The organism is Paracoccus sigandri, assembly GCF_003709565.1.
GTDB classification, from domain to species: Bacteria; Pseudomonadota; Alphaproteobacteria; order Rhodobacterales; family Rhodobacteraceae; genus Paracoccus; species Paracoccus siganidrum.
Genome location: NZ_QNRC01000033.1, coordinates 32,862 through 45,099 on the forward strand (window position 1 = coordinate 32,862; position 12,238 = coordinate 45,099).

9 protein-coding genes and 2 pseudogenes are annotated in these 12,238 nt (G+C 68.4%); 10 read left to right on the forward strand and 1 reads right to left on the reverse strand.

Features of this window, described 5'->3' with window-relative positions; genetic code table 11:
- The 8 genes and pseudogenes from C9E82_RS20245 to C9E82_RS20280 all read left to right on the forward strand — a co-directional run bounded on the left by C9E82_RS20245 (position 1) and on the right by C9E82_RS20280 (position 9,523).
- Complete coding sequence (locus tag C9E82_RS20245; protein ID WP_119897904.1) at positions 1 to 1,152, forward strand: oxidoreductase; 1,152 nt, start codon at positions 1 to 3, stop codon at positions 1,150 to 1,152.
- Positions 1,153 to 1,158: 6 nt separating this feature from the next.
- Positions 1,159 to 1,926, forward strand: coding sequence for an SDR family NAD(P)-dependent oxidoreductase (locus C9E82_RS20250; RefSeq protein WP_119897905.1), 768 nt, complete (start codon positions 1,159 to 1,161; stop codon positions 1,924 to 1,926).
- Between the two features lie 10 nt (positions 1,927 to 1,936).
- Positions 1,937 to 2,707, forward strand: a complete 771-nt coding sequence (locus tag C9E82_RS20255; protein WP_170162057.1) for an SDR family oxidoreductase — start codon at positions 1,937 to 1,939, stop codon at positions 2,705 to 2,707.
- Positions 2,697 to 3,092, forward strand: coding sequence for a hypothetical protein (locus C9E82_RS20260; protein WP_119897907.1), 396 nt, complete (start codon positions 2,697 to 2,699; stop codon positions 3,090 to 3,092). The genes C9E82_RS20255 and C9E82_RS20260 overlap by 11 nt, the downstream gene beginning before the upstream one ends.
- Before the next feature lie 33 nt (positions 3,093 to 3,125).
- Complete coding sequence (locus C9E82_RS20265; RefSeq protein WP_119897908.1) at positions 3,126 to 4,244, forward strand: efflux RND transporter periplasmic adaptor subunit; 1,119 nt, start codon at positions 3,126 to 3,128, stop codon at positions 4,242 to 4,244.
- 22 nt (positions 4,245 to 4,266) lie between these two features.
- A complete protein-coding gene (locus C9E82_RS20270) occupies positions 4,267 to 7,329 on the forward strand; it encodes an efflux RND transporter permease subunit (RefSeq protein ID WP_170162058.1) in 3,063 nt (1,020 codons plus the stop codon).
- Positions 7,330 to 7,500: 171 nt separating this feature from the next.
- Positions 7,501 to 8,368 (forward strand): annotated as a pseudogene (locus C9E82_RS20275) (IS701 family transposase); the annotation flags it as partial.
- A 297-nt stretch (positions 8,369 to 8,665) separates the two neighbouring features.
- Positions 8,666 to 9,523, forward strand: a complete 858-nt coding sequence (locus C9E82_RS20280; RefSeq protein ID WP_119897910.1) for a DUF2189 domain-containing protein — start codon at positions 8,666 to 8,668, stop codon at positions 9,521 to 9,523.
- On the opposite strand, the gene C9E82_RS20285 is transcribed toward C9E82_RS20280, so the two are convergent.
- Entirely contained in the window at positions 9,520 to 10,422 is a 903-nt protein-coding gene (locus tag C9E82_RS20285) for a LysR family transcriptional regulator (protein ID WP_119897911.1), read from the reverse strand. The genes C9E82_RS20280 and C9E82_RS20285 overlap by 4 nt on opposite strands.
- Before the next feature lie 200 nt (positions 10,423 to 10,622).
- On the opposite strand from C9E82_RS20285, the gene C9E82_RS20290 reads away from it, so the two are divergent.
- Together C9E82_RS20290 and C9E82_RS20295 are read left to right on the forward strand one after the other, a co-directional pair.
- Entirely contained in the window at positions 10,623 to 11,954 is a 1,332-nt protein-coding gene (locus C9E82_RS20290; RefSeq protein WP_119897912.1) for a C4-dicarboxylate transporter DctA, read from the forward strand.
- A 43-nt stretch (positions 11,955 to 11,997) separates the two neighbouring features.
- A pseudogene (locus C9E82_RS20295) lies at positions 11,998 to 12,238 on the forward strand ((S)-ureidoglycine aminohydrolase); the annotation flags it as partial.

Below are 12,238 nucleotides of genomic sequence, written 5' to 3' on the forward strand. Positions count from 1 at the left end.
ATGACCCCACCGCGTTTCGCGCGCGTTCTTCGACCGCTGCGCCTGTCCGCCGGGTTGCGGCTGAAGAACCGGATCTATTTCGCGCCGATGGGTATCGACGTCGCCCACGAGGACGGAACCGCCTCGGACGAGATGACCGGCTTCTATCGGGGCATCATCGCCGGGGGATGCGGGATGGTGGTGCTGGGTAATGCCTCGATCCATCCCGCGTCACGGCTGCACCGGCGCGGGCTGTGCCTGCACGACGCGGCGCAGGCCCGCGCGCTGGCGCCGCTGCTGCGCCTGGGGGAAGATCACGATTGCCCGGTGGTCGTCCAGCTTCAGCATTACGGCGCGCAAGGCAGCGCGACGCGCAGCGGCGGGCCGCTGCTGTCGCCAAGCGGCGTGCCCTGCCCGCGCATGGCCGCAGCCGATCCCGGCTATCGGACCGTCGCCATGACCCGCGCCGACATCGCCGAGGTGACGCAGCAATTCGTCGCGGCGGCGGGGCTGGCGCGGATGGCGGGGGCGCGGATGGTGCAGCTTCAGGCCTCGAACGGCTATCTGCTGAGCAGTTTCCTGTCGCCTCACACCAACCGCCGCGACGACGATTATGGCGGCGATCCGGCGCGCAGGATGCGCTTTCTGATCGAGGTGGTGCGGGCGATCCGGCAGGCGCATCCGGCGCTGGCGGTCTCGGTGCGGCTGGGCATCGACGATTGCCTGCCCGAGGGCGGCCAGCGCCCCGAACTGCTGGCCCCCTGCCTGGAGATGCTGGAGATGGCGGGCGCGGTGGCGATCACCTGCTCGATGTCCATCGGCCAGACCTTCGCGGCGATGCTGCGCTATTCGCCCGAGGCGAACGACCGCCTTCGCCGCGGCGTCGCGACCCTCAGGCCCGCGACGCGGCTGCCGCTTGGCTTCGCGGGCTTCGTCGGCAGCCTGGCCGAGGCGGAAGCGGCGATGGACCTGACCGGGGCGGATTTCATCGGCATGACCCGCGCGCTGTTCGCCGACAACGACCTGGTTGCGAAGACCGTCGCGGGCCAGCCCGTCGACCGATGCCGCTTCGACGGCAACTGCTTCCGCGACAAGGGAAATCCGCAGCTTGACCGGGTCTATTGCTGCGTCAATCCGAAATACCTTCGCCCGTCCCATATCAGCTATTCGTAGGTCCGCATGTCGTTTTCAGGAAGGAACGTTCTGGTCACCGGGGGCACGCAGGGCATCGGGCGCAGCATCGCCACGCTGCTGGCACGGGCCGGGGCGCAGGTCGTCATCACCGGCCGCGATCCGCAGAAAGGCCATGCCGCGGCGGCCGAGATCGGGGGCGCGTGCAGCTTCCACCCCTGCGAGATCGCCGATGCGGGCTCGGTCGAGGCGCTGTTCGACCATCTCGACCGGCAAGGCCCGCTGCATCATGCCGTGAACAATGCCGGCGTCACCGCGCCCCGCGCGCCGGTCCGCGACATCGATGTGGGCAGCTGGCAGCGCGTGCTGGACATCAACCTGACGGGAACGCTGCGCTGCCTGACCCGGCAGTTGCGCAGGCTGGACATGCAGCCGGGGGGCAGCGTCGTCAATGTCTCGTCCTGCGCGGGGGTGCAGGTGATCGGCGACCAGGCGGCCTATTCCGTCAGCAAGGCGGCGGTGAACAGCCTGACCCGCGTCGCCGCGATCGAGGCGGCGACGGCGCAGCCCGGCCGCCACCCCGTCCGCGTCAACGCCATCGCGCCGGGACCGACGCTTGGCGGCATGAACTCGGCCGAGCGGCTGGCCGCCAACCCCGAGGCGACGCGGCGCAAGCTGGCCGTCACCGCCATGAAGCGCATGGCCGCGCCCGAGGAGGTCGCCCAGGCCGCCGTCTTCCTGCTGAGCGATGCGGCAAGCTACCTCACCGGCGCGGTCCTGGACGCCGATGGCGGCTACAGCGCCGGCAAGTTCTAGGGCGCGGGCGATGGGAAACGTTCTTGTCACCGGGATCAGCAGCGGCATCGGCGCGGCATTGGCCCAGGCGCTTCTGCGGCGCGGCCATCGCGTCTGCGGCCTGTCGCGCCGCCTGCCCGACGCGGCCTTGGCCGGGCATCCGTCGCTGCACGCGATCAGCGCCGACCTGACCGATTTCGCCCTGGTCGCACCGGCGATCCGGCAGCTTTGCGACAGGGCGGGGATCGCGGGCTTCGACACCGTCTTTGCCAATGCCGGAACCTTCGGCCCGCCGCCCGCCCGCGCCGAGCGGGTGGCGGCGCAGGACTTCATGGCGGTGCTGGCGCTGAACGCGGGCGGCGTCAAGGCCACGCTGGATGCCTGCCTTTCCCTGCCGCAGAGGCCGCGGCAGGTCATCGCCTCGGCCTCGATCTCGGGGCAGAGGCAGCGGGCGGGAATGCTGAGCTATGCCACCTCGAAGGCGGCGCTGAACGCGCTGATGATGACCTATCAGATCGAGAACCCCGACATCTTCTTCCTGCCCCTGGGCCTGTGCAACGTCGCCACCCCGCTTGGCCAGGTGACGATCCAGGCCGGGCCGGAGCTGCCAGAGCTATATGCCCTGCGCCAGCGGGCAGGCCAGCCCGGCTATGTCGTGACGCCGGACGAACGCGCAGCCCATATCCTTGCGGTGCTGGACCACGCCCGCGGGCTGGAGCCGGGCCGCTTCCGCGAGATCCGTGACTTGCTCAAGTCCATTCCCGACCCGTTACAGCAGAAGGTGATTTCGGATGACCAATGAAAGCTATGCGCGCCTGGTCCGCTTCGGTGCGATCTATGACCTGATCGCAACCGCGGGCCTTGCGGTTCCGCCGCTTGCCGCCGTGGTGCTGGGCGTCATCCGGGGCCTGGACGCGCAGCTTGGCTTCGACACCGCCTTCCGGCCGGTGGACGCCACGACGATGTTCCTGATCAACCTGGCGGGCTGCTTCGTCATCATCTGGGCCATCGCCCGGCTGCGGATGCCCACCGTCCAGCTCGGCCGCATGGATGCGGGGCTTCGACTGGCGCTGGTGGGTCTGCAGGTCTGGGCCGTCGCCATGGGCGCGACGCCGATCCTGCTGGGGATCGGCCTTGTCCTGGCGATCATCGCGATCCTGGAATTGCGCCGCCCCCGCGGCGACTGATCCGGGCAGGTGGCGCATCGCGAAGGAGTGACAATGCGCAAGACGATTGCAATGGCGGCGCTCGGCGGCGCGGGCTGCCTTGCCGCCGCGCTGTGGCTGCTGGCGCGCTCCATGGGAAGCGCCGCCGATGCCGACGGGACCGCCATGCCGCCCCCGGTCACGGTCATCACCCAGCAGGTCCGGCCCCAGCCCGGCCAGCTGTCGCGGCGCACCGTCGCCGTGCTGCAGCCCCGCAGCGAAACGCCCCATGCCTTCCAGGTGCCGGGACGGGTGCAGGCGCGGCTGGTCCAGATCGGCGACGCGGTCGGCGCGGGGCAGGAAATCGCCCGGCTGGACCGCAGCGACTTCGACCTGGTCGTCCGGCAGGCCGAGGCCGAGGTCGCCGCCGCCACCCAGGCCCTGACCGTCGCCCGCGCCAACGAGGATCGCACCCTTTCACTGCGCGAAAGCGGCGTCGTGTCCACGGCCGGGCTGGACAGCGCCCGGCGCAGCCGGCAAGAGGCGCATTCGCGCCTGGACCGGGCGCAGGCGCAGCTTGACATCGCGGCGAACGCGCTGGCCTATGCGACCTTGCGCGCGCGGTCGGACGGCGTGGTGACCGGGCGCGACATCGAGCCGGGGCAGATCGTCTCTGCCGGGCAGGTCGTCCTGAGGATCGCCGGAACGCCCGGGCTGGATGCGGAAACCGATCTGCCCGAAACGCTTTACGCGCAGCGCGACGCCATATCCGCCAGCTTCACCCCCTGGGGGGCGCCGGATCGCAGCATCGCCGTTTCCCTGCGCGAGATCAGCCCCCTGGCCGATCCCGCGACCCATATGCACCGCGCCCGCTTCGCGCTGCCCGAGGATCAGGTCGCGGGCCTTGCCTTCGGCAATACCGGCTGGCTGACGCTGGAGATCGCGAACCGGGGCGCGGGGCTGACGCGCCTTCCCGCCGCGGCCCTGTTCGACGACGGCATGGGCGGCCCCCCGGCGGTCTGGCGGGTCGAGGGCGGCAGGCTGCACCGCCTGCCGGTGACGGTCCGGCGGCTGGAAGGCGACAGCGCCCTGGTCGAGACCGCCGCCGACGGCCCCTTCGACATCGTGGCGCTCGGGGCGAACCGGCTTCGGGACGGCCAGCAGGTCCATGCCATCGAACGCGCGTCCGAATGAGGCGCCGAATGAAGGGCCGGGGATGATCTCGTTCAACCTTTCCGCATGGGCGGTGCGCCACGGCGCGCTGGTCGGCTTCTTCGCCGTCGTGCTGTGCCTTGCCGGGCTGGATTCCTACCTGAAGCTGGGCCGGTCCGAGGATCCCAGCTATGCGATCAAGGTGGTCAACGTCGTCGCGCTGTGGCCCGGCGCCTCGGCGCAGGAAATGCGCGACCAGGTGGCCGACCCGATCGAGGAAAAGCTTCAGACGATCCCCTATTTCGACCGCATCGACACCTATGCGACGCCCGGCTATCTGGCGATGCAGGTCTGGGTCAAGGATCACACCCCGCCCGCGCAGGTGCCGCAATCCTTCTATCAGCTGCGCAAGAAGCTGTATGACATGGCCGGCACCCTGCCCGAGGGCGTTCAGGGCCCCTTCGTCGACGACGAATTCGGCGATGTCGATTCCGTCCTGCTGGCGATCAAGGGCGAAGGGGCCAGTCCGCACGACCTGGAACGGATCGCGGACCGGTTGCAGATCGCGCTGCTGCGCCATTCCGAGATTTCCCGCATTCGCAGCTATGGCAAGCAGCCGCGGCAGGTGCTGGTCGAATATGACGACGCGCGCATCGGCACGCTTGGCGTCCCGCCCGAGGCGATCTCTGCCGCGCTTGCGGATTTCACCCGCCAGCACGATGCCGGCTCGCTGGACAACGGCCAGCAGCGGCTGCGGATCTCCCTTGCCGCGGACGACGGGCTTGCCGGCGCCATCGGCGCCGTCCCGATCCCGGTCGGTCACAGCGTGCTGCGGCTGGACGACCTGGCGCAGGTAACGGTCGGCTATCCCGCGCCCCCGTCCCAGATCGTGCGCCATGACGGCCAGCACGCGGTGATCCTGGGCGTCGTCATGGCCGAGGGCGAGAACCTTGCCCGCATCGACCGCATCGTCACCCGCACCCTGGCCGAGGCGAACCTGCCCCAGGGCATCGAGGTCCAGCGCGTGGCAAACCAGCCCGCCGTGGTCGACGACGCGATCCAGGAGTTCATGACCGCCTTCGTCGAGGCGCTGGTCATCGTCCTGGCGGTCTGCCTCGTCGTGCTGGGCTGGCGCACGGGGATCGTCGTCGCGCTGTCGGTGCCGGTGGTGCTGGCCATCACCTTCGTCGTCATGCGCGCCATGGGGATCGAGCTTCACCGTGTCTCGCTGGGGGCGCTGATCATCGCGCTGGGGCTGCTGGTCGATGACGCGATCATCGCCATCGAAAGCATGTTGCGCAGCATCGAGGCCGGTAAATCCCGGCGCGAGGCGGCGGGCATGGCCTGGAACTCGACCGCCTTCCCGATGCTGACGGGCACGCTTGTCACCTTCATCGGCTTCATGCCGGTCGGCTTCGCGCCCTCATCGACGGGGGAATACCTTGCCTCGATGTTCTGGGTGATCGCCATCGCGCTGATCGCCTCGTGGCTGGTGGCGGTGATGCTGACGCCCTGGCTTGGCGTGCATCTGCTGCCGGCACAGGGACACCGGCACTCGCCCCGGATCCAGCGGTTGCAGGATCGCGTGAACGAAGGGCTGCGCAGGGCCGTTCACTGGGCGGTGGACCATTACGGCAAGGTGATCGGGACCATCGCGGCCCTGTTCCTGCTGGCCGGGCTTGGATTCGTCACCGTGCAGAAGCAGTTCTTCCCGGTATCCGAGCGTGTCGATCTGTTCGTCCAGCTTCGCCTGCCCCAGGGCAGTTCCATCGAGGCGACGGCTCGCGCCGCCGCCGAGGTCGAGCGTTTCCTGGACGGCGATCCCGACGCGACCTCGGTCACGACCTATGTCGGGCAGGGGCCGCCCCGCTTCTGGCTGGCGCTGAACCCGGCGCTGCCGAACCCCGCCTATGCCGAGCTTGTCGTGCTGGGCCGCGACATCCCCGCGCGAGAGAGGCTGAAAGAGCGGCTGGAACAGGCCCTGTCCCAGGGCCTTGCCGGGGCGGCCCGCGCCCGCGTCATCCGCTTTTCCTTCGGCCCGCCGGTCGCCTATCCGGTCGAGATCCGCATCTCGGGCCCCGACCCGCGGGAATTGCGCCGGATCGGCGACGAGGTGCGCGGGATCATGGCCCAGGACCGGCGCATGATCGACCCGCACATGAACTGGAACGAGCTGTCGCCCGCGCTGCAGCTCGAGATCGAGCCGGACCGGATGCGCCTGCTTGGCCTGAGCCTTGCGCAACTGGCGGCGCGCCTTCACATGGCGGTCGATGGCGCGCGGGCCGGGGTCCTGCGCCAGCAGGACGAAAGCCTCGACGTGATCTTGCGGGCGGCAGGCGCGCGGCGCAACGACCCGGCCTTCCTGTCCGACACGGTCGTCGCCAATATCGACGGCCGCCCGGTGCCGCTGTCGCAGGTCGCCGCCGTTCATGTCGTCAACGAGGAACCCATCATCTGGCAGCGCAGCCGCGAGGAAACCCTGACCGTCGCCGCCGATGTCATCGACGGCGTGCAGGGCCCCGACGTGGGCGCCGCGTTGTGGCCGCAGCTTGACGGGATCCGCGCCGCCCTGCCCCCCGGCTACCGCATGACCCAGGGCGGCGCGTGGGAGGAATCGATGAAGGCGAATCTTTCCATCGCCAAGGTCTTTCCGGGCGTCCTGCTGCTGATGCTGACGGTCATCATGGTCCAGGTGCAAAGCGTGTCGCGGCTGGTGCTGATCCTGCTCAGCGCGCCGCTTGGCCTCATCGGAGCCTCGCTGGTGCTGAACCTGACGCATACACCCTTCGGCTTCGTCGCGCTGCTGGGGCTGTTGGCGCTGTCGGGCATGGACATCCGCAATTCGGTCATCCTGGTCGACCAGGTGGACGCGAACCTGCGCAGGCACATGCCCATGCGCCAGGCCATCATCGAGGCGACCCTCTTGCGCGCGCGCCCCGTGGCGCTGACCTCGACCGCGGCGGTGCTGGCCCTGATCCCGCTGTCGCGCTCGGTCTTCTGGGGGCCGATGGCACTGACCATCATGGGCGGCCTGATCCTTGCGACCTTCATGACGATCCTGTTCCTGCCCGCGCTCTACGCGCTGTGGTTCCGCCGCCAGCTGTCCGGCACGTCAGAAACCACCTGATCGCCGCCGGGCGCATGGGACGGCCAGAGCATGACCCTGCTGCCGCGCCGACGCCGGCGCGGTGACGCCGCATCACCGATCCTGCCCGGACCGCTGCATGTCCGTGAGGTCGTGGGTCGACCGCACTGGTGCCACGCGCCCGTTTCGCCGCAGGCGCGGCAGCAATGCCCTGGGATAGCACCGCAATACGCGTCGGCGCTCGGCAAGAACGCCAACTGCCAGACCCTTGTGTCGGTGACGCTGGCATCAGGCGAAGTGCCCGTGATGATCGGGCTTCGGCTGTTTCTGCCCGAGAGCTGGACCAGTGATACGGCGCGCATGGGTCGGGCAAAGGTTCCTGACGAGGCGCGCACCTACCGTGACCCAAGCCGGAGATCGCCTTGGCCGGGATCGACCGTGTGCGCAGCGCAGCTGCGCGCTTTGGCGGCATCCTGGCCGACGCCGGCTATGGCCTGTCTGGCCCGTTCCGGCAGGCGCTCACCGAGCGCGGACTGACCTGGGCCGTGGGCATCCCTCACAAGCAGAAGGTCTACCCGGCCAAGGTTGCCCTGATCTTCCCGGTCGCCGGTCGCGGGCGACCGCGTAAGAACCATGTCCCCGATGTCCCATCTCGCCCGGCGCAGCAGATACTTGGGAAGGCGAAGTGGCAGGCCGTGAGTTGGCGGCGCGGCACGAAAGGCAAGCTCTCAGCCCGGTTCGCTGCCATGCGTGTCCGCGTCGCCGACGGACCGCCGCAGCGCCTTGGCAATCTTGGCCAGCAGCATTTGCCCGGCGAGGAGGTCTGGCTGGTCGGCGAGTACCGTTCCACCGGCGAGCGCAAATACTACCTCAGCAACCTGCCGGCCGACACACCGCTCAATAAACTGGCCGGGGCCATCAAGGCCCGTTGGGTCTGTGAGCAAGCCCATCAGCAACTCAAGGAAGAGTTGGGCCTTGACCACTTCGAGGGCCGATCATGGCAGGACATGCGCTCATGACCATGATCGCGTTCGCCTTCCTGCAAGCCCGACGCCTGAAGGCAGCGGGCTGGAAAAAAAGGGCCCCAGCTCCCCCGCCGCAACCGAGCCTACCAGCTATCAGGCAGACGATCTTGATCCAGCTCAGTCAGCCGCCGCCAACTGTCCCCGCTGCCGTAGGAAGTGGCGAAAAATGCTCAACAGACTTCTGCCAAAGTAGTGCAAGACGGCGCGGCTGATTCCAGGAGTGCAACCTGGCGCTGTATCTGCTAGACTGGAGGGCGAGGATGGTTCGGCCCGGTCCGTTGGCGGGCGTTTGCCGGCCTCGTCGGCGGACGCATCGCCCGGTTTCGGGCCCTCGAAGCAGGGAGGATGCAGCCATGCCCCGCGAAACGATCGGAAACCCGCTGAGCTGGAGCGCGCAGAGGCTGGCCGGAGTCGGCCGCGGCCTCGGGGCGGCGCTGGACGGGATCGGCAGCCACGAGACGAGCCGGCCCGAGGTCAAGCAGATCGGCCTGGAGGACATCCGCGTGGCGCTTCGAAAGGGCGCCGAGGATTTTGCCGCGTTGCGCACCGACGTGATCTTCGTGGTGGCGCTCTATCCGCTGATGGGGTTCGTGCTTGCCTTCTGGGCCTTCAATTCGGGGCAGGTGCATCTGCTGTTCCCGCTGATCGCGGGCTTTCCGCTGGTCGGGCCGGTCGCGGCGATCGGGCTCTACGAGATGAGCCGGCGGCGCGAGCGGGGCGAGGCGACGAACTGGGGCGCGGCGCTGGCCACGCTGACCGGGCGGGTTCTGGGGCCGGTTCTGGTGCTGGGCCTGATCCTGGCGGTGATCTTCGTGCTGTGGCTCTATGCCGCGCATCTGATCTGGGCCGCCACGATGGGGCCGGTGCCCCATGACAGCATCGTGGCCTTTCTGCGCGACACGCTGACCACCCCGGCGGGCTGGGAGATGATCCTGATCGGGATGGGGGTCGGGTTCCTGTTCGCGGCCCTGGTGCTTTGCCTTGGCCTGGTGTCCTTCCCGCTGCTGATCGACCGGCCGGTGGGCGTGCAGGTGGCGCTGGCGACCTCGCTTGCGGTGGCGCGCCGCAATCCGGGCGCGACGGCGCTCTGGGGGCTGATCGTCGCCGGTGCGCTGGTGCTGGGGACGATCCCGCTGTTCGTCGGGCTGATCGTGGTGCTGCCGATCCTCGGTCACGCGACATGGCATCTTTATCGGCGGGCGGTGCTCTAGGACCGATCGCCGCCCGGCGGTTTTCCCAGAACCTCGCGCATGGCCTTCAGGAAGACCTGCAAGGCCGGTGTCTGGTCGTGCTGGCGATAGACCGCGAAGACGTCGGACACCGGCGGGTCCGGGCGGATCGGCAGGAAGACCAGCGGCCCCGAGGTCAGCCGCGCGATGGCCGAGGGAACCACGCCGACCCCGAAGCCCGCGACGATCAGGCTGGGGATGGATTGCGCATCCACCACCTGTTGCGAGATCCTGGGCCGATAGCCGCTGCTGGACAGATGCGACATCACATAGGCCGCGAAATCCGAACTGTCCGGCCGCAGGATCACATGCGCATCGTGGCGCAGCTCGCGGATCGAGACGCTTTCCTGCCCGGCGGCCGGGTGGGTGTCGGGCAGCAAGGCGACCAGTTCCTCGCGCCAGGCGAATTCATAGGCCAGTTCGTCATCGGCCGGGATCGAGCGGTTGAAGCTGACATCGGCGCGGCGGCTGATCACCTCGCTGATCTGGATGGTCGGCGACTGTTCATGGATCCGCACCGTGATTCGCGGATGGTCGCGGCAGAAGGTGGCCAGAAGATCGGCCAGCCCGCCGCGCAGGATCGACCCGGTCGTGCCGATCTCGATCATGCCGTGCTGCCCGGCCTTGATCTCGTCGATTTCCAGCAGGCTGCGCTGGTGCTGGGCCAGGATGTTGCGGGCGCGCAGCAGGAAGGCCTCGCCTGCGCGGGTCAGCGCCATCTTGCGGCTGGTGCGGCTGAGCAGCTCGGTCCCCACCTCGCGCTCAAGCGACTGGATCAGCGTGCTTAATGGCGGCTGCGACATGTTCAGCCGCCGGGCGGCGCGGGTGAAGTTCAGCTCTTCGGCCAGAACCACGAAACAGTGCAATTGGCGTATTCTCATATCAAAACCGAATAGATCTGCGGTAATTTGATATTAGACTCAGATTGTCGAATTGACCAATCATCCTGCCACTCAAGGATGCGGCCCGACAGGACATCCGGGCGGGCTGCGGCGAATTCGGCAAGGCGGATGCCTGCCGGTGACGCGCGCAGCCTTGCCGGCCTTCTGCGACGGGCCGCCCGTTTCAGGGAGGACGGAATATGCCGAGTTGGTCCAGATCGTTGTTCGGACAGGTCTGTATTGCGCTGGTGCTGGGAATCGTGGTCGGCTTCTTCGCGCCGGAATTCGCCGCCAGCATGAAGCCGCTGGGGGACGGCTTCATCAAGCTGATCAAGATGCTGATCCCCGCCATCGTGTTCTGCGTCGTGGTCCACGGCATCGCCGGGGCCGGGGACCTGAAGAAGGTCGGCCGGGTCGGCGTGCGGGCGATCATCTATTTCGAGGTCATCACCACCATCGCGCTGGTCCTGGGCATCGTGCTTGCCTATGTCTTCCAGCCCGGCGCGGGCATGAACATCGACACCAGCATGCTGGACGCCTCGGCGCTGGGGGCCTATGTCGACCGCGCCGACCAGGTCAGCCAGGGCGGCACGGTCGAGTTCCTGATGAAGCTGATCCCGACCACGATCTTCAGCGGCTTCGCCACCGGCGACGTGCTGCAGGTGCTGGTCGTCGCGGTGCTGTTCGGCTGCGCGCTGTCGCTGCTGGGGGATCGCGGGCGCCCGCTTCTGTCGATCATCGAGCTTGCCGGCGACACCACCTTCCGCATCATGGGCTTCATCGTCCGCCTGGCGCCGCTGGGGGTCTTCGGGGCGATCGCCTATACGGTGGGCAGCTACGGCATCGGCTCGCTGGCGCAGCTGGGCTATCTGGTGGCGCTGTTCTACGTGACTGTCGCGATCTTCGTCTTTGCGATCCTCGGCCTCGTGATGCGGGTCTCGGGCTTCAGCCTGGTCAAGCTGATCCGCTACATGCGTACCGAGATCGGCATCGTCGCCGGCACCGCCAGCAGCGATGCGGTGCTGCCGCAGACCATGCGCAAGCTGGAACATCTTGGCATCAAGGACTCGACGGTCGGGCTGGTGGTTCCCACGGGCTATTCCTTCAACCTCGATGCCTTCTCGATCTACCTGACCCTTGCGGCGCTGTTCATCGCCCAGGCGACGAATACCGACCTGTCCTTCTTCGACCTGCTGACGATCCTCGGCGTGGCGCTGATCACCTCGAAGGGCGCGCATGGGGTGCCGGGTTCCGCCATCGTGATCCTGGCCGCGACCCTGACCGCCGTTCCCGCCATCCCGGCGATCGGCCTGGTCCTGGTGCTGTCGGTGGACTGGTTCATGGGGATCGCCCGCGCGATGGGCAACTATCTGGGCAATTGCGTGGCCACCGTCGCGGTCGCCTCCTGGGTCGGCGATATCGACCGGGATCGTGCCCGCCGCGTGCTGGATGGCGAGGATCTGGACAGCCTCGACATCCTGGAGGAACCCGCGCCGCTGAGCGAGGCGGACAAGGAGGTGCAGCATGTATGACCATCCCGAAAGGCACGCAACCCATCCGCCGCAGGAGCCCTCGATGACCGATCTGTCGCCCCATCCCGCCGCCCGCTACGCGGGCCCCGCCACCGGCCTTCCGCCGCAGAGCGACCTGACCACCGACACCGCGGTCTTCACCGAGGCCTATGCGGTGATCCCGTCCAGCACCATGCGCGACATCGTCACCAGCCTCCTGCCCGGCTGGCAGGGGATGCGCATGTGGGTCCTGGCCCGGCCGCTCTCGGGCTTCGCCGAGACCTTCAGCCAGTATATCGTCGAGC

Excerpts from the sequence above, each read along its gene's own strand:
- C9E82_RS20285 (WP_119897911.1), bottom strand. The coding sequence starts at position 10,422 with ATGAGAATACGCCAATTGCACTGTTTCGTGGTTCTGGCCGAAGAGCTG.
- C9E82_RS20260 (WP_119897907.1), top strand. The coding sequence starts at position 2,697 with ATGACCAATGAAAGCTATGCGCGCCTGGTCCGCTTCGGTGCGATCTAT.
- C9E82_RS20280 (WP_119897910.1), top strand. The coding sequence starts at position 8,666 with ATGCCCCGCGAAACGATCGGAAACCCGCTGAGCTGGAGCGCGCAGAGG.
- C9E82_RS20255 (WP_170162057.1), top strand. The coding sequence starts at position 1,937 with ATGGGAAACGTTCTTGTCACCGGGATCAGCAGCGGCATCGGCGCGGCA.
- C9E82_RS20290 (WP_119897912.1), top strand. The coding sequence starts at position 10,623 with ATGCCGAGTTGGTCCAGATCGTTGTTCGGACAGGTCTGTATTGCGCTG.
- C9E82_RS20245 (WP_119897904.1), top strand. The coding sequence starts at position 1 with ATGACCCCACCGCGTTTCGCGCGCGTTCTTCGACCGCTGCGCCTGTCC.
- C9E82_RS20265 (WP_119897908.1), top strand. The coding sequence starts at position 3,126 with ATGCGCAAGACGATTGCAATGGCGGCGCTCGGCGGCGCGGGCTGCCTT.
- C9E82_RS20250 (WP_119897905.1), top strand. The coding sequence starts at position 1,159 with ATGTCGTTTTCAGGAAGGAACGTTCTGGTCACCGGGGGCACGCAGGGC.
- C9E82_RS20270 (WP_170162058.1), top strand. The coding sequence starts at position 4,267 with ATGATCTCGTTCAACCTTTCCGCATGGGCGGTGCGCCACGGCGCGCTG.